This is a genomic window from Trueperella sp. HMSC08B05, from assembly GCF_001808405.1.
Lineage (GTDB): Bacteria > Actinomycetota > Actinomycetes > Actinomycetales > Actinomycetaceae > Trueperella > Trueperella bernardiae.
In genome coordinates, this window is sequence record NZ_KV793258.1 from 23,521 (window position 1) to 46,290 (window position 22,770).

General features: G+C 64.4%; 20 protein-coding genes and 2 tRNA genes. 14 read left to right on the forward strand and 8 right to left on the reverse strand.

Going from position 1 to position 22,770, the window contains the following annotated elements; genetic code table 11:
- The first annotated feature begins 36 nt into the window (after nt 1-36).
- From dnaA to HMPREF3167_RS06605, 10 genes are all read left to right on the forward strand, one after another.
- Complete coding sequence (dnaA, locus tag HMPREF3167_RS06565; protein ID WP_246783050.1) at nt 37-1,716, forward strand: chromosomal replication initiator protein DnaA; 1,680 nt, start codon at nt 37-39, stop codon at nt 1,714-1,716.
- A 345-nt stretch (nt 1,717-2,061) separates the two neighbouring features.
- Entirely contained in the window at nt 2,062-3,198 is a 1,137-nt protein-coding gene (gene dnaN, locus HMPREF3167_RS06570; protein WP_062613149.1) for a DNA polymerase III subunit beta, read from the forward strand.
- Nucleotides 3,199-4,527: a DNA replication/repair protein RecF gene (gene recF / locus HMPREF3167_RS06575; RefSeq protein WP_070446157.1), complete on the forward strand. Its 1,329-nt coding sequence runs from the start codon at nt 3,199-3,201 to the stop codon at nt 4,525-4,527. It begins immediately after the preceding gene.
- Nucleotides 4,520-5,092, forward strand: coding sequence for a DciA family protein (locus tag HMPREF3167_RS06580; RefSeq protein WP_062612857.1), 573 nt, complete (start codon nt 4,520-4,522; stop codon nt 5,090-5,092). The genes recF and HMPREF3167_RS06580 overlap by 8 nt, the downstream gene beginning before the upstream one ends.
- A gap of 227 nt (nt 5,093-5,319) precedes the next feature.
- Nucleotides 5,320-7,353, forward strand: a complete 2,034-nt coding sequence (gene gyrB / locus HMPREF3167_RS06585) for a DNA topoisomerase (ATP-hydrolyzing) subunit B (RefSeq protein WP_068538920.1) — start codon at nt 5,320-5,322, stop codon at nt 7,351-7,353.
- A gap of 6 nt (nt 7,354-7,359) precedes the next feature.
- Nucleotides 7,360-10,011: a DNA gyrase subunit A gene (gene gyrA, locus HMPREF3167_RS06590; RefSeq protein WP_371440125.1), complete on the forward strand. Its 2,652-nt coding sequence runs from the start codon at nt 7,360-7,362 to the stop codon at nt 10,009-10,011.
- Between the two features lie 60 nt (nt 10,012-10,071).
- Nucleotides 10,072-10,491, forward strand: a complete 420-nt coding sequence (locus HMPREF3167_RS06595; protein WP_062612853.1) for a DUF3566 domain-containing protein — start codon at nt 10,072-10,074, stop codon at nt 10,489-10,491.
- A gap of 149 nt (nt 10,492-10,640) precedes the next feature.
- Nucleotides 10,641-10,714, forward strand: a tRNA-Ile gene (locus HMPREF3167_RS06600).
- 23 nt (nt 10,715-10,737) lie between these two features.
- Nucleotides 10,738-10,860: a DLW-39 family protein gene (locus tag HMPREF3167_RS09980; RefSeq protein WP_210382915.1), complete on the forward strand. Its 123-nt coding sequence runs from the start codon at nt 10,738-10,740 to the stop codon at nt 10,858-10,860.
- Nucleotides 10,861-10,933: transfer RNA gene (locus HMPREF3167_RS06605), tRNA-Ala, on the forward strand. It abuts the gene before it with no gap.
- 249 nt (nt 10,934-11,182) lie between these two features.
- Here the strand turns inward: HMPREF3167_RS06605 and HMPREF3167_RS06610 are convergent.
- On the reverse strand, nt 11,183-12,022 hold the full coding sequence (locus HMPREF3167_RS06610; protein WP_070446160.1) for a hypothetical protein: 840 nt from the start codon (nt 12,020-12,022) through the stop codon (nt 11,183-11,185).
- Between the two features lie 206 nt (nt 12,023-12,228).
- Here HMPREF3167_RS06610 and HMPREF3167_RS06615 point away from each other — a divergent pair, with 206 nt between their 5' ends.
- Together HMPREF3167_RS06615 and HMPREF3167_RS06620 are read left to right on the forward strand one after the other, a co-directional pair.
- Nucleotides 12,229-12,750, forward strand: coding sequence for a peptidylprolyl isomerase (locus HMPREF3167_RS06615; RefSeq protein ID WP_062612849.1), 522 nt, complete (start codon nt 12,229-12,231; stop codon nt 12,748-12,750).
- A gap of 69 nt (nt 12,751-12,819) precedes the next feature.
- Nucleotides 12,820-13,461 (forward strand): rhomboid family intramembrane serine protease, encoded by a 642-nt coding sequence (locus tag HMPREF3167_RS06620; protein ID WP_068538949.1) that lies wholly within the window; start codon nt 12,820-12,822, stop codon nt 13,459-13,461.
- 268 nt (nt 13,462-13,729) lie between these two features.
- On the opposite strand, the gene HMPREF3167_RS06625 is transcribed toward HMPREF3167_RS06620, so the two are convergent.
- Nucleotides 13,730-14,005 (reverse strand): cell division protein CrgA, encoded by a 276-nt coding sequence (locus tag HMPREF3167_RS06625; protein WP_062612846.1) that lies wholly within the window; start codon nt 14,003-14,005, stop codon nt 13,730-13,732.
- Nucleotides 14,006-14,153: 148 nt separating this feature from the next.
- Here HMPREF3167_RS06625 and HMPREF3167_RS06630 point away from each other — a divergent pair, with 148 nt between their 5' ends.
- A complete protein-coding gene (locus HMPREF3167_RS06630; RefSeq protein ID WP_070446162.1) occupies nt 14,154-14,936 on the forward strand; it encodes a class E sortase in 783 nt (260 codons plus the stop codon).
- A complete protein-coding gene (locus HMPREF3167_RS09860) occupies nt 14,936-15,094 on the forward strand; it encodes a hypothetical protein (protein ID WP_162839026.1) in 159 nt (52 codons plus the stop codon). Before HMPREF3167_RS06630 ends, HMPREF3167_RS09860 begins: the two co-directional genes overlap by 1 nt.
- 76 nt (nt 15,095-15,170) lie before the next feature.
- On the opposite strand, the gene pknB is transcribed toward HMPREF3167_RS09860, so the two are convergent.
- The 6 genes from pknB to HMPREF3167_RS06660 form a co-directional block, all read right to left on the reverse strand.
- Nucleotides 15,171-17,027: a Stk1 family PASTA domain-containing Ser/Thr kinase gene (pknB, locus tag HMPREF3167_RS06635; RefSeq protein WP_070446164.1), complete on the reverse strand. Its 1,857-nt coding sequence runs from the start codon at nt 17,025-17,027 to the stop codon at nt 15,171-15,173.
- Nucleotides 17,028-17,117: 90 nt separating this feature from the next.
- Nucleotides 17,118-18,557 (reverse strand): penicillin-binding transpeptidase domain-containing protein, encoded by a 1,440-nt coding sequence (locus HMPREF3167_RS06640; RefSeq protein ID WP_062612840.1) that lies wholly within the window; start codon nt 18,555-18,557, stop codon nt 17,118-17,120.
- Nucleotides 18,554-20,068 (reverse strand): FtsW/RodA/SpoVE family cell cycle protein, encoded by a 1,515-nt coding sequence (locus HMPREF3167_RS06645; RefSeq protein WP_070446166.1) that lies wholly within the window; start codon nt 20,066-20,068, stop codon nt 18,554-18,556. Before HMPREF3167_RS06645 ends, HMPREF3167_RS06640 begins: the two co-directional genes overlap by 4 nt.
- Nucleotides 20,065-21,429, reverse strand: coding sequence for a PP2C family protein-serine/threonine phosphatase (locus HMPREF3167_RS06650; RefSeq protein WP_068538916.1), 1,365 nt, complete (start codon nt 21,427-21,429; stop codon nt 20,065-20,067). The genes HMPREF3167_RS06645 and HMPREF3167_RS06650 overlap by 4 nt, the downstream gene beginning before the upstream one ends.
- Complete coding sequence (locus HMPREF3167_RS06655) at nt 21,426-21,917, reverse strand: FHA domain-containing protein FhaB/FipA (protein ID WP_062612835.1); 492 nt, start codon at nt 21,915-21,917, stop codon at nt 21,426-21,428. Before HMPREF3167_RS06655 ends, HMPREF3167_RS06650 begins: the two co-directional genes overlap by 4 nt.
- On the reverse strand, nt 21,914-22,612 hold the full coding sequence (locus tag HMPREF3167_RS06660) for an FhaA domain-containing protein (RefSeq protein WP_062612833.1): 699 nt from the start codon (nt 22,610-22,612) through the stop codon (nt 21,914-21,916). The genes HMPREF3167_RS06655 and HMPREF3167_RS06660 overlap by 4 nt, the downstream gene beginning before the upstream one ends.
- Nucleotides 22,613-22,770: the final 158 nt, after the last annotated feature.

Here is a 22,770-nt window from a genome sequence, read left to right on the forward strand (position 1 = left end):
TTTTATCCTCTACTATGAAGAGTCCCAGAAAAAATAGTGATCGGAGAAATGATGGACGGCTCACCTGCACGCGATGCATGGACAGCGGCCAGTGAGCTCCTCCGCGCCCAGGGCGACCTCTCCGACTCCCAGGCGGCCTTTGTGCGCCTCGCACACCCTCTCGCCACTGTGGACGACATCTTCATGATCGGCGTCGGCTCCGAGTTTGTGAAAAATTGGATTGCCGAGCACGTGTCCACCATCATGGAAAACCAGCTCTCGGCCATCCTCGGGCGGTCCGTGCGCCTGGTCATCTCCGTAGACCCCTCGCTCACCGAACAGCAAACCACACCGAACCAGCCCGTCCCGCAGTGGCAGGCCCCCGAGCGCCAGCTCCATGTGGTCGACAACGACGCCCCAGCCGATCCCGCAGGTCCGGGCGCAACCGGGATGCCGGCGTCGGGAACCCAACAAGAATCATCGAACCTCCAGGTGGCGCACGGTTTCCCGCCCGTGACGGACTTTGAGGATGCAACTGGCAGCCCGTCGTCGCCGGACCTGTTCGGACCCTCCTCGCACGACGTCGCTGACAAGCCCGCCGAAGCCGAACCGGTGCATCACATCCCGTCCGGGCTGGGCACAATGCTGCCGCGGATCGAGAAGAATCAGGACCAGTCGATCGCGAACCTCAACCCGCGCTACACGTTTGACAACTTCGTGATTGGCGAGTCAAACCGCTTCGCGCACGCCACTGCCCTCGCGGTCGCGGAGGCGCCGGGTTCCACCTACAACCCCCTGTTCCTCTACTCCGACTCGGGCATGGGCAAAACCCACCTCCTTCACGCGATCGGCAACTACTTCCTCAGCCTCTTCCCCGGATCGCGCGTGCTGTACACGAGCTCAGAAGAATTCACGAACATGTTCATCAACGCCATGATGCGCAAAGAGGGTCACAATTTTAAGAACCTCTTCCGATCGGTGGACATCCTGCTCATCGACGACATCCAGTTCCTCTCCCACAAGGAGGGCACGCTCGAGGAGTTCTTCAATACCTTTAACGCGCTGGCGACTGCGAACAAGCAGATCGTCATCACCTCCGACGTGGCGCCCCGGCTGCTCGACGGCTTCGAGGAGCGCATGATCTCGCGCTTTGCGTCAGGAATCGTGGCGAACATCGACCTGCCGAACCTCGAGACCCGAATCGCGATCCTGGAGAAGAAGGCAGCTTCCGAAAAGCTCATGGTCCCACGCGACGTGCTCGAATTCATTGCCTCGCGCATCACCACGAACGTGCGCGAGATGGAGGGCTCACTGCGGCGCGTGACCGCATTTGCCGGACTTTTCAATATGCCGGTCACGCTCGACGTGGCCGAAAGCGCGCTGAAGGACATGATGAGCGACCCGAGCTCGTTCACCGTGACTGCGGCGCTCATCATGAACCAGGTGGCCTCCTATTTTGGGATCACGGCCGAGGACCTGAAGTCGCCCACGAGGACCCGCTCACTCACCCAGCCACGCCACATCGCGATGTACATGTGCCGGGAAATGACCGACCTGTCGTTGCCGAAGATCGCCGAGTCCTTCAACCGCCGCGACCATACCACTGTGCTCAACGCACTGCGCAAGGTCGAGAGCCTCATGGCGGAAAAGCAGGAGATCTACAACCAGGTCGCCGAGCTGACCTCGCGCATCAAGCAGGCGGCCAAGGAACAGGCCCAGCTATCCGAGAACAGGTAGCTGCGCTCGCCGCTCGCTGTCCACATCATGTGTGATTAACCGAGCCAGTTTCTGCTCGAAACGTGTGGAGAAGTGGCCGAAAACTGCGAGCATATGACACTCAAAAGTGTCCCATCCACACCGGCGCCAAGATAGGCACAGGGTAATCCCACAGATATCCACAGGGATGAAAGCGCGAGGGATCGAGCGAAGATGGACTTATCCACGAAATCCACAAAGGCTACTACATCTACTACCCATGAACTTCCGAAATGACGACCTTGGCCACCGACTGCTCGAACGAATGGGCGCACGCGGGGTCGGATCGCTAAAGTAGGAGCCAGATAATAGAAAGTAGGTTTGACGGTGAAATTTAGCGTCGATCATAAGGAATTTACTGACGCCGTGACCTGGGCATCGCGCACGATCCCCTCCCGGCCGGCCAACGCCGTCCTTGCCGGCATTCACATCGTGGCCGAGGAGGACGGCACGGTCACGATGGGCGCACGCGATTCGGACATTTCCTCGCAAATTACTATCAACACGGCGAACGTGATGGTGCCGGGCGAGGTGCTGGTCAACGGCAAGCTGCTCGCCGAGATCTCGCGCTCCCTGCCCAATCAGCCGATCGAAATCGAGAGGGACGGCGGGAAGTTTGACATTTCCTGCGGCCGCTCGCACTTTACTCTCAAGACCATGGCCGCAGAGGACTACGCCGACCTGCCGGCGATGCCGCCGGTGATCGGCAAGGTGGATGGCGCGGAGTGGGAGAAGGCCGTCTCGCAGGTGACCATCGCTGCCTCGAATGACGACACGCTACCCATGCTCGTTTCCGTGTGCATCGAGATCGAGGGCGACCAGATTTCCCTCATGGCCACCGACCGCTACCGGCTCGCGATCCGCGATTTGGCGTGGGCCCCGGTGCACTCCGACTACTCCACCCGCATCCTCGTGCGCGCCTCGCGCCTGCTCGACGTCGCGAAGGCGCTCGGCACCGTGTCGGACGTGGAGATCTCGCTCCAGGATGAGGGGATGGGCGCGCTCATCGGCTTCTCGGCCGGCAACCGCCAGAACACGATCCAGCTCATCGATGGCGAATACCCGCAGGTCCGCTCGCTGTTCCCCACCGAGGTCAACGGTCACGTCGAGCTCGACCGCCTGGAGATCCTCGACGCGATCAAGCGCTCGCGTCTGGTGACGGAGAAGAATGCGGCCGTGCGCCTGTCATTCTCCGAGGGCGAGGTCATGCTCGAGGCCGGCCAGGGCGACAACGCTCAGGTCTCCGAAGTCCTGCCCGCCACGCTCGAGGGCGAGGACATCAAGATGGCCTTCAACCCGATCTTCCTGCAGGAAGGTTTCGCGGTGATTGACGAGCCGACCGTGCGCCTGTCGTTCACCCACCCCACCAAGCCGGCGGTGGTGACCTCCCAGGACAAGGATGGCAACGTGGAGGACGACTTCCGCCTGCTCCTCATGCCGATTCGGACTTTCGGCCAAAACTAGGTGTACATCTCCGATCTGGCCCTCAACGACTTCCGGTCCTACCGCGAGGTCGTGCTCGAGTTCGAGCCCGGAGTGGTGACCTTCGTGGGTGAGAACGGCCAGGGCAAGACGAACCTGGTGGAGGCCATCGGGTACCTGGCCACGTTTTCGTCGCACCGGGTGGCTGCCGACGCCGCGCTCGTGCGGCAGGGCGCGGGCGCCGGGGTCGTGCGCGCTAAGGTGCGGCGCGGGGAGTCGGAGACGATGGTCGAGGTGGAGATTATCACCGGCAAGGCCAACCGCGCCCGGATCAACCGGGGCAACGCCCGCCCGGCGGACCTTTTGGGGATCGTGCGGACCGTGGTGTTCGCCCCGGAGGACTTGAGCCTGGTCAAGGGAGATCCCGCGGATCGGCGCCGATTCCTCGACAACCTCATGATCCAGTTCCGTCCACGTTTGGCCTCGGTCAAGGCCGAGTACGAGCGGGTGCTCCGCCAGCGCGGCGCGCTGCTCAAGGCCCTACAAAAAACGCGGCGGCGCGGCGGGGTGGTCGACGAATCCTCGCTCGAGGTGTGGGACGACCAGCTCGCCCGCTACGGTGCGCAGATCATCGCCGCCCGCGCCGAGATCATCGCTGGCCTGCGCCCGCACGTGGCGAGCTACTACGCCGACGTGTCGGGTGGCAATGACGTCGCCCGCATCGACTACGCCGCTAATCTCGACGAACGCCGGAACTGGGCCCTTCCCACCGCCGCACAGCTCGCGGGAGAGGACGGCACCGAGCTGGCGGACGGTGTCGTGAAACACGAAACGGAGCTGCGGGACGCGGCGGCCGTCGAGGCGAAGCTGCGCGAGACGTTGCGCGAGTGGCACGGGGCGGAGATCGAACGTGGGGTGAACCTGGTGGGGCCGCACCGTGACGAACTTGAGCTTTCACTCGGCACGTTGCCGGCGAAGGGATTCGCGTCGCACGGGGAGTCGTGGTCGTATGCGCTGGCGCTGCGGCTCGGCTCGTGGGCCCTGCTGCGCGGGCACGAGTCCGGGGACTGGGCCGAGCACGAGGAGCCGATCCTTATCCTCGACGACGTCTTCGCCGAACTTGACTCCCGGCGCCGGCTGCGGCTGGCCCAGATCATCGCCAACGCCGAGCAGGTGTTCGTCACCGCCGCCGTGGGAGACGACCTGCCGCCACTCGGCGGGATCCGGTTTGCGGTGACCCGCGGGAAGGCGACGCGGCTCGACGACGGCGGCCGTACTGGCGGCGAAGGCGCGCCGGGCGGCGTCGTGACGGACGCTGACGTGGGACGTGACGTGGACGGTGGCGCGGATAGCGTGGGCAGCGATGGATAGGATCGCGCAGGCCAAGCGCGCGGCGGCGGAAAAGTACGGTGACGAGCTGCCTCTCGAGGCACTCGAGCGGGCACGGCTCATGGCCGAGGCCCAGGGCTGGGTGCGTGTGCGGATGGCGGCGCGGATTGAGCGGGAGGCCGAGCAAATCGGGGAGGACGTGGTGGTCCCCATCCCCGGGCAAGACGTTGGTTCCGGCTCGCGGCCCTCGAAGCGGGACCCGAAGCCGCTCGGCATCGTGTTTGACCACCTCGTGAAAACCCGGGGGTGGGGCACACAGCTGGAGATTGGATCGATGGCGGCGCGCTGGCCGGATATCGTCGGGGAGGCAATCGCGAACAACTGCCAGGTGGAGAGCTTCGAGGACGGGGTGCTGACGCTGCGGGCGGGGTCGACGTCGTGGCAGACGCAGATGCGCGCGCTGTCGGCCTTCCTCGACAAGCGGTTGGAGGAGGAGCTGGGCCCCGGCGTCGTGAAAGAGATCGTGGTGGGCGGGCCGTTCGCGCGCTCGTGGAAGCACGGGCGCTACTCGGTGCCAGGGCGCGGACCGCGGGACACCTACGGGTGAAGAGGCGGTTGCCGGGGGACGGCGTCGTCGGAAAGATGTCCACGGGCCACGCTCACGAGTTTCGAACCTCTGTGGGAGGACATGTGGCGAGATTTTGCGTCCAAAACGCGCTATAATTGGTTTTTGGTCTCATGGTGTAGATACCTACCCAAACGGGCCTCAATGCCTTCCAGGCGATCCTAGGGCTTATTTAGAGATGTAGACCACAGGTAGAGGAGTTGCCAAGCGTGGCTGAAAATAATCGGATCGGCGCGGTCTCGGAGGACCAGTCGTACGACGCGTCGAACATCACCGTCCTTGAGGGGCTCGAGGCCGTCCGGAAGCGCCCGGGCATGTACATCGGCTCCACCGGCGAACGCGGCCTGCACCACCTGGTCTACGAAGTGGTTGACAACTCGGTGGACGAGGCGCTCGCCGGCTACTGCGATCACATCGAAATTACCCTGCTGGAGAACGGCGGGTGCCGGGTGGCCGATAACGGCCGCGGTATCCCGGTGGATATTCACCCCACGGAGGGCCTGCCAGCCGTCCAGGTGGTCATGACCGTGCTGCACGCGGGTGGCAAGTTCGGCAACGGCGGCTACGCCGTGTCAGGCGGTCTGCACGGTGTGGGCGTGTCGGTGGTCAACGCGCTGTCGACGCGCATGGATACCGAGGTCCGGCGCGACGGCTACGTCTGGCGGATTTCCTACGAAAACGGCGTGCCCGTGGCGCCCTTGGAGAAGGGTGAGCCCACCACCGAAACCGGCACCACGCAGACTTTCTGGCCCAACGGCGACATCTTCGAAACCACCACGTTCGACTTCGAGACCCTGCGCCACCGCCTGCAGCAGATGGCGTTCCTCAACAAGGGCCTGCGCATCACCCTGATCGACGAGCGGCCGCAGGCCGTTCCGGAGGGCGAGGAGGTCGTGGGCACGGAGGACTCGCTCGCGGCGGAGGAGCGCCCGCACCTCGAGGTCTCCTACCATTACGACGGCGGCCTGCTCGACTACGTGCGCCACATCGTCAAGACCAAGAAGGTCGAACCCGTTCACACCGACCCGATCTACTTCGAGTCTGAGGACGAGGAGAAGAAGATCTCGGTGGAGGTGGCCATGCAGTGGACCGCGTCGTATTCCGAGACCCTCCACACCTTCGCTAACACGATCAACACCACCGAAGGCGGCACGCACGAGGAGGGATTCCGCACGGCGCTGACCTCGGTGATCAACAAGTACGCGCGTGACAAGGGCCTGCTCAAGGAGAAGGACCCGAACCTCTCGGGCGATGACATCCGCGAGGGCCTTGCCGTCGTCATCTCCGTCAAGCTTGGCGAGCCGCAGTTCGAGGGCCAGACGAAGACGAAGTTGGGCAACACGGAAGCCCGCACCTTCGTCCAGCAGCAGACGTACGCCCACATCTCCGACTGGTTGGACATGAACCCGTCGGAGGCGAAGGAAATCATCCGCAAGGCCACGCAGGCCTACCAGGCGCGCATCGCAGCGCGGAAGGCGCGCGAGGCGACGCGTCGCAAGTCGGTGCTGGAGTCGGCGTCGATGCCGGGCAAGCTCAAGGACTGCACGTCGCGTAACCCCGAAGAGTGCGAAATCTTCATTGTGGAGGGTGATTCGGCGGGCGGCTCGGCCGTCAACGGCCGCGACCCTCGCCACCAGGCGATCATGCCGATCCGCGGCAAGATCCTCAACGTGGAAAAGGCGCGGCTCGACCGGGCGCTCAGCTCCGACTCGATCCAGAACCTCATCACCGCGTTCGGCACGGGCGTGGGCGAGGAGTTCGACATCGACAAGCTGCGTTACCACAAGATCGTCTTTATGGCCGACGCCGACGTGGACGGCCAGCACATCGCCACCCTGCTGCTCACCCTCGTCTACCGCTACATGCGCCCGCTCATCGAGGCCGGCTACATCTACCTGGCGATGCCGCCGCTGTACCGTATCAAGTGGACGAATGCCACGCACCAGTATGTGTTTTCCGACGCCGAACGCGACGCGGTGCTGAAGGAAGGCATGGCCGCCGGCAAGAAGCTACCCAAGGCCGAGGGCCAGGGCATTCAGCGCTATAAGGGCCTGGGCGAGATGAATGATTCGGAGCTGTGGGACACCACGATGAATCCCGAAACCCGCACGCTCAAGCGGGTCAACATCGGGGAGGCCGCCGCCACGGACGAGGCCTTCTCTATCCTCATGGGTGAGGACGTGGGTTCGCGCCGTAGCTTCATCCAGCGCAACGCCCGTGACGTGCGATTCCTCGACATCTAAGGATTAATCGTGAGTGAGAATACTGTGAACTTTGAACACGGCAGCATCAAGGATGTCGACCTCCAGCGCGAGATGGAGACCTCCTACCTTGACTACGCCATGTCGGTCATTGTGGGGCGCGCCCTGCCCGATGTGCGCGACGGCATGAAACCCGTCCACCGCCGCGTCATCTACGCGATGTGGGATGGCGGCTACCGGCCCGATTCGGCGTTCTCGAAGTCGGTGAAGATCGTCGGCGACGTCATGGGTCACTACCACCCGCACGGTGACGCCGCCATCTACGACACGATGGTCCGCATGGTCCAGCCGTGGAACCTGCGCTACCCGCTGGTGGCCGGCCAGGGTAACTTCGGTACCGCGGGTGACTTGGGTGCGGCCGCGCCGAGGTACACCGAGGCGCGGATGGCTCCCCTGGCTGTCGAGATGGTCCGCGATATCAACGAGGATACGGTCGATTTCCAGCCCAACTTCGACGGTTCCGTCCAAGAGCCCGTGGTGCTGACCTCCCGCATCCCGAACCTGTTGATCAATGGTTCGGAGGGCATCGCGGTGGGCATGGCAACCTCGATCCCGCCGCACAACCTGCGCGAGATCGCCGCGGGAGCCCAGTGGTACCTCGAGCACCCGGACGCCACGCGCGACGAGCTGCTCGCCAACCTCATGATGCGTATCTCCGGCCCCGACTTCCCCACCGGCGCCACGATCCTGGGCACCAAGGGCATCGCGGATATGTACCGCACAGGCCGCGGCACGATCACCCAGCGCGCGAAGGTGGAGATTGACGAGGTCAACGGCCGCACGTCGCTCGTCATCTCCGACCTGCCCTACCAGGTCAACCCCGACCGCCTGCTTGACCGCATGGTGGAGGGCGTCAAGGACGGGCGGCTGTCCGGCATCGCCGACATCCGCGACGAGTCCTCGGGCCGCGCGGGCCAGCGCATCGTGGTCGTGCTCAAGCGGGACGCCGTGCCGAAGGTGGTGCTCAACAACCTCTACAAGCACACCCAGCTGCAGAACAACTTCTCGGCCAACATGCTCGCGCTGGTCGACGGCGTGCCGCGCACCCTCTCGCTTGACGGATTCATCCACTACTGGGTGCAGCACCAGGTAGAGGTCATCAGCCGACGCACCGCCTATCGCCTGCGCAAGGCCGAAGAGCGCCTCATGATCCTCGAGGGCCTGGTCAAGGCGCTCGACATGCTGGACGAGGTCATTGCCCTCATCCGGCGTTCGCCCACGGTGGAGGAGGCCCGCACCGGGCTCATCGAACTGCTCGCGATCAACGAGATCCAGGCCGACCATATCCTCGCCATGCAGCTGCGACGCCTGGCCGCCCTCGAGCGGCAGAAGATCGTCGAGGAGCGGGACGAGAAGCTCGCCCTGTGCGAGGACTACCGCGACATCCTGGCCAAGCCCGCCCGCCAGCGCGCGATCATCTCCGAGGAACTGAACGAGGTGGTGGACCGCTACGGCGACGACCGCCGCACCATCATCCTCCCCTTCGACGGCGAAATGACCGTGGAGGACCTCATCCCCGAGGAAGAGATAGTGGTGACCGTGACCCGCTCGGGCTTCATCAAGCGCACCAAGGTCTCCGAGTACCGCGCCCAGCGCCGCGGCGGCAAGGGCGTCAAGGGGACGACGCTGCGCAGTGACGACGTCGTGGAGCACATGGGGATCGCCTCAACACATGATTGGCACCTGTTCTTCACGAACCTCGGCCGGGTCTACCGGGTCAAGGGATACGAGATCCCCGAGGGCTCGCGCGAATCGAAGGGCCAGCACGTGGCGAACGTGCTCGCGTTGCAGCCGGGCGAAGAGATCGCCTCCGCCTTCACGCTGCGCACCTACGACCAAGCCGACTACCTGGTGCTCGCCACAGAGGACGGCATGGTGAAGAAGACCAAGCTGGCCGACTACGACTCGGCCCGCACCGGCGGCCTCATCGCCATCAACCTGCGCGAACACGTGGACGGCTCCACCGACCAGGTGGTCTCCGCCCAGCTCATCAACGAAGGCGACGAGCTCATCCTCGTGTCCCGCCAGGGTCAGTCGCTACGCTTCACAGCCGACGACTCCTCGCTCCGGCCCATGGGCCGCGCCACTGCGGGCGTGCGCGGCATGAAGTTCCGCGACGGCGACTCGCTGCTCGCCATGGAAGTGGTGCGCGAGGACTCGGAAGTCTTCGTCATCACCGACGGCGGCTTCGCCAAGCGCACCAGCGAAGACCAGTACAGGCCCCAGAACCGCGGCGGCCTCGGCATCCGTGTGGCCAAGGTGGCTGAAAACCGCGGCGAGCTGGTGGGCGCGCTCATCACCAAGCCCGGGGACGAGGTCGTGGTGATCATGGAGGGCGGCAAGGTGGTCCGCTCGCGCGTGGACGAAGTCAACCTCACCGGACGCAACACCCAGGGCGTGCGTTTCGTCCGCCCCGATAGCGGCGACCGCGTGCTCGCGATGGCGCCCGTCTTCGAGTCGGACAGCGTTGACAGCGCTGACAGCTCGGATTCCGCCGATTCCGCGGACACTGTCGCCTTGGGCGAGACGGTCGGATCCGGCGACTCGGTCGCAGCCGATGAGGACGTGGCCGCGCCTGTGGACGCGGGCGGGGCAACGGCGTCGTCGGACCAGATCGACAATCAGCCCCAAGAAGGGTGAGCGGGCGCGCAAAAAGCGGTAGCGTCATACCAGTAGCAACATCAACGACGGAGATCTCTCATGACCGAGACCACGCATACCCCCGATAGCGTCGACGCGGCGGAGGAGCGGCTGGACGTTGGCATCAGCCGCGTCCGCATGACTATCTCGCGCATCGACCCGCTGTCAGCGCTCAAGCTGTCCTTCCTCGTGTCGGTGGGTGTGGGCATCATGATCGTCATCGCCGCGATCCTCCTGTGGTTCACGCTTGACGCCATGCACGTGTGGGCGCGTATCGACGAGCTGCTCGTGACGCTGAACTCGGCGCCGCTGCTCGAGCTGGGTCAGTTCATGCAGTTCGGGCGCGTCGTCTCGTTCGCCGTGGTGGTGGGCGTTATTGAGGTCGTGCTCATGACCCTGTTCGGCACGGTCATGGCACTGCTCTACAACGTGGTGGCTATGCTGGTCGGCGGGCTCGGAATCACTGTCACTGACGAGTAGCCCGGGTGGCTCGCTCGCGGGCGGCTCGGTGGGCCGGCCAGCGGTTGGCGGACGCGGCGGCAGAAATGTGACGTCGAGCGCTCAGGTCATATCCGGTTTGGAGAAGTGCGGGAGAATGAGTTAACCTAATTCGGCATCCGTTAGGAACGGGGCGTATAGCTCAGTCGGTTAGAGCGCCACACTGATAATGTGGAGGTCCGTGGTTCGAGTCCACGTACGCCCACTCGTTAATCGAGGAAGGTCACGATGAAGAGGTTTGCTCTGGTATGTTTGGCCGGCCTGGGAGGCTACATCGTGTTCCTCCAGGTTCAGAAGAACATGCAGCGTCAAGCCACGTGGCAGCAAGTGACCGACCCGGTTGATCTTTAAGGGGCCTTGGCGCAATTGGTAGCGCACCTGCTTTGCAAGCAGGGGGTTACGGGTTCGAGTCCCGTAGGCTCCACAAATGAATTCCGCTAAATATCAACGAAAAGCCACCATCATCGTTTTTCGGATATCGAGTTGGATACCCATGGAAACGGCGTCTCGGTAATTGAAGGCGTCCACGCACTAAGCACGACAAACCCAGGATCCCGGGCCATTCAGCGCGGCCGAAACATCTGGGGGCGGGGTGCGTATCGCACCCCGCCCCCAACAGATAGGCTGTGTCTCAATCCCCGTCAGCGGCTAGCTGACCGGAATCTGGCTCGGACTAGTCTTCCTTGTCCTCGTCGATGAGGCCCGCTGCCTCAGCGGCCTCCTCCTCGCGAGTCTTGGCCACCTTCTCCTTCAGCTCCTCTTCCTTGAGCTCCGCCTCCGAGACCTCCTCCTGGATGACCTCATGAGCGGCGGCCTGCTCCTCGACCTTATCCTTCGCAGGGGTCTCGGAATCCTCCGGCTTGGCAGCCGACTCATCCGTGGGCACCGAGACGTCCTCCCAGTAGGCTTCGGCCCACGGGTCCTGCACCGGCTTCGAGCGCGCCCACGCCACGTACGCTGCAACGGCGCCCGCGCCAGCAACGGCCAGGAAGCCAACCCACTTGCGCAGGCCACGCTTCTTCTCCGGCTTGGCCAGCTCCTTCTTCGACGCCGCGACCACAGCGTTCGCGCGCGTGGCCAGGTCGCCAGAACCGGACTTTGCCTCTTCGAGGGCGGCGTGAGCAGCACGCTTGGCACGCGGCAGGTAGTCCTCCCGCACCAGCGCCGACGTCTCCTCATACCGGCTGGTCGCATCGGCGACGAGCGGGCGGGCCTTCTCCGCGGCGTCGTGAGCGGCGTCGTTAGCCTTGTCGTAAGCGTCCTTGACGTAGGGCGCGGCCTTCTCGTACGCGTCGGGGGCGGCGTCGTTAGCCTTGTCGTAAGCGTCCTTGACGTAGGGCGCGGCCTTCTCGTACGCGTCGGCGGCAAGCGGCTCCGCCCAATTGACCGCGGCTCGCACCGAATCCTTCACGAGGGAGCCAAGCTGGCTACCAACCTCTGCCGCACGCTCGGCCAGCGGCTCAACCTGGTCGGCCACCTTCTCCTTCGTGCTCTTCTTCTTGAACAAAGACATGTTTACCTCCACTGCTGGACGGCGTTGTGCCGCGCGTAACCCTTATCTTTCCACGTAGAGCTCCGTTTCGCAGGACGCTAGCCGAATTACCTCGGCAAACAGGGCCCCTTTTCGTTGACAGAGTAAATTTCGCCGATAGCGGTGTACCCAAATGAATGCGTGGAGAAAACCGGCCCGACCTGCGCGGGTGTGGGAGGATTAGCCCTATGGAAGCAACACTGCATACAAATTACGGAGACATCAAGATTGACCTCTACCCGGAGCACGCTCCGGAGACGGTCGCGAACTTCACCGAGCTTGCCACCGGCAAGCGCGAGTGGCTCAACCCCCGCACGGGCGAACCCACCACTGACCCGCTGTACGACGGCGTCATTTTTCACCGCGTCATCGCCGGCTTCATGATCCAGGGCGGCGACCCGCTCGGCACCGGCACCGGCGGCCCGGGCTACCGTTTCGACGACGAAATCGCCCCCGAGCTCAACTTCACCGAACCCTACGTGCTCGCCATGGCCAATGCCGGCAAGCAGGGCGGCCGCGGCACGAACGGCTCGCAGTTCTTCATCACGGTTGCCCCCACCACGTGGCTGCAGGGCAAGCACACCATCTTCGGCAAGGTCAACGACGCCGACTCGCAGGCTGTCGTCGACTCCATCGCCGCCGTTGAGACCGGCCCGATGGACCGCCCGGTGGAGGACGTGGTCATTAACTCGGTGACGGTCGCCGACTAGCAGATGTACGACGCCGAAAGGTCCGGGATGTCGGACCACAATCGCGAAATTCCCGGTTTCCGGAGGCGGATGGCCGTTCGGCGTCGTAATCCTGCCCCTGCCACGACCGTGCTCATCGTGGCGTGTGGGATCATGGCTCTTGTGGAGCGGCTGCAACCCCAGGTGGGGGTGGAGCTCATGTTCTACCCTCCGCTCGCACAGGTGCAGCCGTACCGTTTCATTACGTCCGCCTTCCTCCACAGCGGCTTTTGGCATTTGGTGCTCAACATGTATGCCCTGTGGCTGCTCGGGCGGGTGCTCGAGCCGGCGCTCGGCAGGGTGAGGTACCTGGCGCTCTACTTCTTGTCCGCGATCGCGGGTAACGCCGCGGTGTATGGGGTGGCGAACTTGACCGGAGGGTGGAACGTGGGCGCGGTGGGTGCGTCCGGCGCGATCTTCGGGTTGTTTGGCGCGCTCGTCATTCTCTCGCGCAAGGTGGATGCGAACATGTCGGGAATCTTCACGATCCTGGGCGTTAACCTCGTCTACAGCTTTGTGGTTCCAGGGATCTCGTGGGAGTCGCACGTGGGCGGGCTGATCGTGGGCGCGCTGCTGACCTGGGCGTGGATATCCATCCGCGAGAGCTTCCCGGCGAGGCGTAAGCGCACTGTTCTTGAGGTCGCCGCCGGCCTGCTGGTGCCGGTGCTGACGGCCCTCGTTCTGTGGATTTAGCGGCAACGACGCCGCGTTACCTCCCCTGCATTTTTAGCCTCATCTATCCCCAGGTGTGGTTTACCCTGTGGAGAATTACATGAGTGTAATTCGAGTTGTCCTCAGCTGTGGCTTGGCCTGTGGAGAATTACATGAATGTTATTTAGGCGGGCGTGAAGCTAACTCGTGAATCTGAAAGGTTCCGTGCTGAAAACCGAGCTTTGTGGGCCCAGACTTACCAGTTAGTAACCCCCGACGCCTGCGCCGGGCTGGGCGGTCAGTGAGCGCGCTACTTCCAGCCCATCGTCATGAGGAAGCCCACCAGCATGAAGCCGATGCCCACGAAGATGTTGATGTTACCGTTCGACAGACCGGGGATCGGGAAGCGACCGCCGGTGATGTAGGCGATGACGATGATGATCAGGCCGAGCACGGCGAGGCCGACCATGACGGGAACCCACCAGCGCGGGGACTGTTCGGGGGCCGCGGCCTTGCGGTTCTCCTGGGCGTGCTGCTGGGCAATCCTGCGCTCAACGACCTTCTTGCGCTTCTTCGATTCGGGCATCGCTCATCCTTCTATGCGGAACGTACCCCCAAATCCTATACGGATAAAAGGAAAAACGGGAATCATCCACAGGGTTAGTTTTCGCATCTGGGGAAGGTGGGAGGGATGAAATACACTATGCTTGAGCCAGTCAATTCGAGGAGATGATATGAAGGCGGACCAAGCACGGCGTAAACCATCCCTGTTCGGCCGTATCCTTGGTGTCATTGGGGAACTGATGATCACTGCTGGGCTCGTCATTGGGCTGTTCATTGTGTGGCAGATCTGGTGGACGGATATTGAAGCGAACCGTGAGCAGCAGGCCGCGATTGTCACGTTGCGTCAGGAGTACGGCGAGGTTGCTGACGACGGGATTGCGGAGCCGCAGCCGGGCCCGCCGCCGGAGTGGTCGGGGCCCATGGGGGTGGGTGAGACGATCGGCATCATGCGTATCCCGGCATTTGGCTACGAGTATGCTTACACGATCCAGAACGGCACGGACTTGACCACGGTGCTCGATAAGGGTTCGTTCGGCAGGTATACGGATACGGCGTTCCCGGGCGAGGTGGGTAATTTCTCGACGGCGGCCCACCGGCAGACGTACGGCGCGCCGATGATGAACGTGCAGAACTTGAAGGAGGGCGATGCCGTGGTGGTGGAGACCGCGGACGCCTTCTACGTATACAAGATCATCGCGGATGAGATCGTGTCGCCCACGGACGTGTGGACGATCGCGCCGGACCCGTTCATGGCACTTGATTCGCTGAAGAATGGCATGCCGGTGTCGGAGGCCACGCGCCGCCTGCTGACGATCACCACGTGCCACCCGCCTTTCGTGTCGAATGAACGCTGGATTGTCCACGCCGAGTTCGATTACTGGACGAAGCGTGAGGATGGCCTGCCGAAGGAGCTTGTTGACCCGGCGACCCCCGCGGTGGAAGGAGCGAACTAATGTACGGAGCGATTTGGCGCATGCTTCCGGGCCCGACATGGCTGAAGGTCCTGGAGGCCCTTGCCCTGATCTTTGGCGTGGTCTACCTGCTGTTTGAGTATGCCTACCCGTGGGTCATGGAAAACACTCACTTAGTGGATAACACGGTCGGCGAGTGACCCCGGCGGGGTCCGCCTCGCCCAGTTTCACGCCAAGAAAGTAGCGCGGCCAAGCTTTGCTTGGCCGCGCTGATTCCTATTTGCTCGATTCGTCCGTCGGTGCCGGATCAGTGGGTTGCTCACTCGGATCCTGACTCGGTTGCTCGCTTGGCTCCGTGGTGGGGGGCGCCACAATCTCCTTGGCGATCACCAGTTCGACGCGCTGGTTGTATGGCACCTTCCCGGCGGCCGGATTCATGGATAGCACGGTGCCGGGCTCGGCCTGGTCGGTTTCCACCTCGGAGATCGAGATCGACTGAATCCGCAGGTCGTTGGCGAGGAGGGCTTCGGCGTCGTCGATGTTCATCCCGCGCACATCCGTCAGCACCACGTCACCGGACGCGACCACCAGGTTGACCTGGCTACCGCGCTTGACGGTGTTGCCGGCCTCGGGCGAGGTGGCGGACACTGTGTCCTTCGCCAGCCCGGGCACGTCCTCGATGTCGACCCGCCCCACCCGCAGGCCTGCGTTCTCTAGGATCTCCTTCGCCTGGTCCTGGGTGTAGACGCCGTTGGCGACGTCGGGAACCTTCACCGAGCCGACGCCGGAGGAGAAGTGGACGGTGACCGTGTCGCCCTCGTTGACCGTGCCGGCGATCGGCGGGTTGGAGGAGACGTAGATCCCCTCGGGGATCTTGTCATCCTCGACCGGGTCGCCCACGTTGAGCACGAGGTTGCGCTCCTCGAGCGCGGCCCGCACCTGGCTTTCGTTCATGCCGGTCAGATCCGGCACGGTGGTCTGCGCGACCGTGGCGGTCGGCTCCTCGGGGGCGCGGTTGGCGTTGTAGATCGCGTACCCGATTCCGGACATGGCGAGGATGGTCAAAATAATGCCGAGCACGATGAAAAGCGTGTTCCGCGAGCGCTCCTCGGCGGGCGGGATCGAGGTCTGCGTGGACGTCTTCGTCACCTGCGACGGCGGCACGGACGCGACCTGCGTGGGCGGCGTTGAGACCTGCGTGGGCGGCGTCGAAACCTGCGTGGGTGCGGACATCACCTGGGTCTGCCACGAGCCGACGGCCGGAGCACTCACCTCCCCGCCACGGATGGCGGACAGGAGGTCGGCCCGCATGTCGGCCGCGCTCTGGTAGCGGTCCTCGCGGCGCTTGGCCAGCGACTTCGTCACCACCCTGTCGAGCGACTCGGGGATGTCCGGCGCGATCGACGTGGGCGCCGGCGGTTGCTGGGACACGTGCTGGTAGGCGACCGCCACCGCGGAGTCCCCACGGAACGGCGGTTGACCGGTGAGCAGCTCGAACAGGACGCAGCCGGTGGAATACAGGTCAGATCGGGCGTCGACAACCTCGCCACGCGCCTGCTCCGGCGACAGGTACTGGGCGGTGCCCACCACCGAGTTTGTCTGCGTCATCGTGGCCGACGAATCGGCCACGGCCCGCGCGATGCCGAAGTCCATCACCTTGACCTTGCCGTCCGGGGTCAACATGATGTTGCCCGGCTTGATGTCGCGGTGAACGATGCCCTCCCGGTGCGAGTACTCGAGCGCCGACAGGATCCCGACGACAATCTGCACCGCCTCGTCAATAGGCAGGGCGTCCCCGTTGCTCAGCAGCTGGGAGACGGTGCGGCCCTTGACGTACTCCATGACGATGTAGGGAAGCGAGAGGGTGCGACCGGATTCGGAAATGACGGTCTCTTCGCCCGTGTCATACACGGCCACGATCGAGGGATGGTTGAGGGCGGCGGCGGACTGCGCCTCGCGCCGGAAGCGCGCGATGAAGGTGGGATCCTGGGCGTGGTCGGTGCGCAACACCTTGATGGCGACCGTGCGCGAAAGCCGCGTGTCGTAGCCCAAGTGCACCTGAGCCATGCCTCCGCGGCCGATCAGGTCGCCGACCTCATAGCGGTCGCCGAGGATACGGGGTACGTCAGCCATGCCGAACTTTCCTTTCCCTCACACCTTCAAACATACTGCCCCACATCGGCGCGTGATTGCCAACTAGTGAGGTCACGAAACGATTACAGTTCATTGGCCCACCACCGCGTCGATGACGGCCCGTGCGACCGGCCCGGCGTTGGACCCGCCGTCGCCCCCGTTCACGACGAGCGCGGCCACCGCCACCTTCGGATCGTCCGTCGCGTCGAACCCGGCGAACCACGCGTGCGGCTCCACCCCGGCGCCGACCTCGGCCGAGCCTGTCTTGCCCGCCACTTGCACGTAGTTCAGCGCGGCGTACGACCCGGTGCCCTTGTTTACGACGTCGATCATCATCGACCGCATCTGCTCGGCGGTGCTCTTCGAGATCGGGTTGGAGAACGTGGTGGGCGCGGTGGTGGACAGTACCCCGAGGTCCGCGGTGAACGTCTGGTCCACGAGGTAGGGGGTCATGAGGCGCCCGTCGTTGGCCACCGCCGCCGCGACCATAGCCATCTGCATTGGTGATGCGAGGATGTCGCGCTGGCCGAAGGAGTCCATGGCGAGAGCGGCGTCGTCGGCCGGCTCGGGAAACTGTGAGGGGCGGACGGACAGCGGGATGTCGAGGTCCTGCCCGAAGCCGAACGCCTCGGCCATGGCGCGCATCTTCTCCGCGCCCAGGTTCAGGCCGCCGATCGCGAAGGCCGTGTTGCACGACTGGGTGAACGCCACGCGCAACGGCACCGTGCCCGAGCCGTCCCCGCACTGGCGCTGGCCGGGGTTGTAGATCTCGTGCGACGTGCCGGGCGGAGAGTAGGTGTAGGGGGCCTCGACGCCGGAGTCAGCGGTCAGCCCGTTCTCGATCATGGCAGCAGCGGTAATGAGCTTGAACACTGAGCCGGGTGCGTAGAGGTCGTCCCCGATCGCCCGGTTGAGCAGGGGTTTGGCCGGGTCCGCGTTGAGGGTCTCCCACGCGGTGGTCGCCTCCTCGCGGTTGTGCGAGGCGATCTGGTTCGGGTTGAACGTGGGTTTCGAGACAAGCGCGAGGATCTTCCCCGTGGACGGCTCGATCGCGACGACGGCGCCCTGCCTGTCCCCAAGTGCATCCCACGCGGCCTGCTGCGCAGCCGGGTTAATGGTGAGCGAGACGGCCCCGCCCTCCGGGTCCGCGTCCGTCAGCAACTCCTGCAAGTGCTGGGTGGCCAGCTGCGAATCGGATCCGCCCAGGATCCCGTTCTCCGCCCGCTCGATCCCAGTGATCGCGTTATGAATCACCGAAAAATAACCCGTGACCGGCGCATACAGCTCCGGCTGCAGGTAGGTGCGCAGGTAATTATAAGGAGAGTCGATCTTCTCGATCCCCGTGATCGCCTCACCCGCCACGATGATCGGGCCGCGCTTGACCCCATACTCCTTATATAGCGTGCGGGCGTTGCGTGCGTCCGCATTCAACGAGGGCGCTCGGAAGAACTGCAACGACGTCGCCGCCGCCATGAGTGTCAAAAACATGATCGTCACGACGACCGATAGCTTGCGTAGCGGCGGATTCATCGGACCACCTCTGTGGGGTAGCGGTCGGCGTCGGAAGCGCTATCGGCAGGACCGCCGGGCGCGCCGGCGTCGTCGGAAGCCTCGGTGTTACGCGAGGCGGAGGGCCAGTCGGAATTGGGCCAGTCGTCGTCGGGAGAATCGGGCAGCGACGGCAACGGCGCGGAGGAGGGCAACGCGGGGCGGCGGGCGGCATCGGACATGCGGATGAGCAGGCCGATGATGATCCAGTTCGTCAGCAGCGCCGAGCCGCCGAGGGAAAGGAACGGGATCGCGAGGCCCGTCAGCGGGATAATGCCCGTGACGCCGCCGGCCACGATAAAGCACTGCAAGCCCACGGTGAAGCCGAGGCCGGAGGCGAGGAGTTTGCCGAAGCCGTCGCGGAGGTCGAGCGCGGTTTTGAACGCGCGCTGAACAAGGAGGAGGTAGATCGAGAAGATTGCGAGCAGGCCCATGAGGCCCAGCTCCTCCCCGAAGGACGCCACGATGAGGTCGGAGTTCGCGGCGAACGTGTTGCCAGGATACCCGCGGCCGAGGCCCGTGCCGAGCAACCCGCCCGACGCCATCCCGAACCAACCCTGGACAATCTGCCACGAGCCGTACTTGGCGTTGTAAACCTCTGGGTCGAGGGCGTGGAGCCAGATGTCGAAGCGGGCCTGAATGTGCGGCATGATCTGGACGAGGAAATACACGCCGATCGTGGTGAGGATCCCGCCGATCACGATCCACGACACGCGCTCGGTGGCCACATAAAGCATCGCCACGAACAGGCCAAAGAAGAGGAGAGCCGTGCCGAAATCCTTCTCCATCGCGAGGATGCCCATGCAGCCCATCCAACCCACGAGCAGGGGGCCGAAGTGGCGTGCACGCGGCAATTGGATGCCCAGCACTTTCTTGCCGGCAAGCGCCAGGTTGTCGCGCTGGCTGACCAGGTAGCCCGCGAAAAACACCGCGAAGAAGATCTTGGCCAGCTCGGCCGGCTGGTAGGAAAAACCGGCCACCTGAATCCAAATGCGGGCGCCGTAAATCGACACGCCAAGGCCCGGCACCATCGGCAAAAGCAACAGGATCGTGCCGAGCGCGAGCGAAATGAACGTGAAGCGGCGCAGCGCCCGATGGTGGACCACCACGGCCGTGGCCACCATGAGCACCACGCCCACGCCCGCCAACATGAACTGCCCGCCCACAAGCGGAGCGTTCCCCTTGGCAACCAGCGAATAGTCAATCCGGTGAATCATCACCAGGCCCAGGCCCGTGAGGGTCACCGCGATTGGGAAAAACACCGGGTCCGCCCACGGCGCCCGCCAACGGATCACGAGGTGAGCCACGAAAATGAGGCTGGCGGCCGCGCCCGCCACCATCCAGAAATTCTCTGGAAGCGCCGAGACCTCCTCCACGCTCACGCTGTGGTGCACGATCACCCACGCCTGCAGGCACGCCGCCAGCGCCAGGATCAGGAGAAGGAGCTCGCGGAAACGGCCCGTCCGGGCGGTCTTCTGAGTCACCACGCTCATTGCCTCTCCTCCCGTGGGTCCGTGGGGGCCGGGACCGTGGTGCCGCTGGTCGGGGCGGGCGTCGTCGTCGGGGCCGGTGTCTGGCCGGACGGATCTCCGGACGGATCGCGCGAAGGCTCCGTGCCCGTCGTCGGGAACGCGGACGGCTCAGGGGTTGGGCGCTCGCCGACGATCGGGTCCGGCTCGCGCACCTGCGCCGACAAATCCGCGACGACCGTCCGCGCCTCCTCCAACGACCCGCGCGTGATCGGCTCGGCAATACGCGCCTGGGCCACCGCCTTAAGGCTCACCACCTCAACGTCCGTCTTCTCATGCAAATGGGACAGGGTGAGCGGGCCGAGCTTTTGCGGCACGCCCTGGAAAATCGCCACCTTCCCGCCCGCTTGCGTCACGTAATACTGGGTCTGGGTCCACGCATACGCGCCAAACAGGGAGCCCGCAAAAATGCCGAGCACCGCGATCGTGGCCGCAATCCGCGCCCACGGGCTACGTCGCTCCGGTTCGACCTCGCCCGCCTCATCCGTCTCACCCGGCGTCCACCGCGCCAGCTTCCCCGCCGCCGACGCCGTGCCACGCGTCGGCTTATGCGCATCGACCGCCGCCGAACCCACGATGAGGGGCGGGGCCGGGGCGACGTCGTCGTCGACAACATCGGCCAACACCACCGTGACGTTATCGGGCGCGCCGGCGGCCAGCGCCAGGTCCACCAGGCGGTTCGCGCACGCCTCCAGGTCGCGGTAATCGGTGAGGGTCTTCGCGATGCGCTCCTTCGACACAACGCCGAACAGACCATCCGAACACAGCAACCAGCGGTCGCCAGGGATGGCCTCGCGGATCGAACGGTCGATCTCCAGCGGCTCCGGGGTGTCGCCGATGTTGCGCATGATCACGTTGCGCTTCGGGTGATTCTCCGCCTCCTCCGGCGTGATCTCCCCCTGATCCACGAGGTACTGGACCAACGTGTGGTCATGCGTGACCTGAGTCAGCGTGCCCTCCCGCAGGAGGTACGCACGCGAATCGCCAATATGGACCATGCCGAGTTTGTTGCCCGCGCGTAAAATCGCGATGCACGTGGTGCCAAGGCCCGCCAGCGACGTCGTCTCCGCCGAGCGCTGAATGAGGTCCGCGTGCGCGTCCTCGAGCGTTGCCGTCAGCAGAGGCAGGAGGTCCTCGGCCTGATGGCTATCATCCACCTCCGCCAAGTGCGCCACCACCACTGACGACGCGACATCGCCACCAGCCGCTCCGCCCATCCCGTCAGCCAACACGATGAGATTCGTGGAGGCATAACCGGCATCCTGATTGGACTTGCGAATCAGGCCGACGTCGGAAGCTGCTGCGCAGCGGAAAGAAATGCTCACTGGCGTAACTCCAGGGTTGTCTTACCGATGGTCACGGGCGTGCCAAAGCCCAGGCGGGTCGGCTCATAAATGCGGGTGCCACCCACCCACGTGCCGTTCGTCGAATTCAGATCCTCCACGTACCAATCGTGGCCATCCGTGTAGAAATGGGCGTGGCGGGCCGAGGTGTAGCCGTCGTCAAGGACGAGCGCCGAATCCGGGGAGCGGCCCACCGTGATCGAACCCGACAGCGGGATCGTGCTGCCGGCTAGGGATCCTCCGCTCACCACCAGGTGCGGGTGCGCTAAGGCGCTAGGCGCGGGGGTGGACGAACGGCGGGGCTGCGGCGTCGTTCGGGAGGCGGGGCGGTTGAAAGCGCGGCCCGGGGTGCGGGACGTGACGCGCGTGCCGTGCACGTCCTTCTTCACCGTGAGCACCACAGCGAAGACGAACAGCCACAGGAGAATGAGGAACCCGTAGCGGAAAAGCGCAATGACCAGGGCACTCATAGCATCTCCGGGCTCGTCCAAAACATGATGCGCGTGCGGCCAATCGTGATCGTGTTGCCATCCAGGAGAGTGGCCGCCGTGATCCGATGGCCCTCCACGTACGTGCCGTTCGTGGTGTCGAGGTCCGTGGCGATGACCCCGCCCGGGGTCACGCGGAGCTCGAGGTGGCGGCGGGAGACACCGGCGTCGTCAACAGTGATATCCGCCGATGATCCACGGCCAATCACCGTGACCGCGCCCGTGAGCAAATAGCGCTCGCCCGCCACCTCAATGATCGGGTTCTCCGGCGAGGCCTCCGGCATGGTAGCGGGGGCCGCCGGGCCGCGCTTCGACCGGCCGCGCACCAGGAGCTTGCCGCGCGACAACTCCGGGGTGGAATTGAACGTGATCTTGATCGGGCCCAGGAACGTGTACGCCTGGTTGCGGGCGTGGGCCGTGGCGATATCCGTTAGCTCGTCGCGCATCGCGTCCTCACCCCACTCCTCCAACTTGTGGAAATCCGATTCCGACAGCAGGATCTCAAACTCGTTCGGCACCACCACGCGCTCCTGGCTGACCGCCGCCGCCCGATCATCCATCGACTTCTTCAAGCCCGATGCCAACTCCACCGGCTTCAGATCCGAGCGAAACGCGCGCGAAAACACGTTCTCGACCGCGTTCTCCATCCCGCGCTCAATCCTGTCGAATGCGCCCATCGTCATCCTTTCGCACTCTCGCCGTCACCGACGCAGCTGAATCGATAGTTCATTTCCTAGGCTACTCGTTCTGAGATCCAAGTGGATCAGCCTGGGAGTGCGGTGTGCGCGGTGGGCGGACATGGGGTGTGGGGTGGGGCGCTGGCGGACACGTGGGT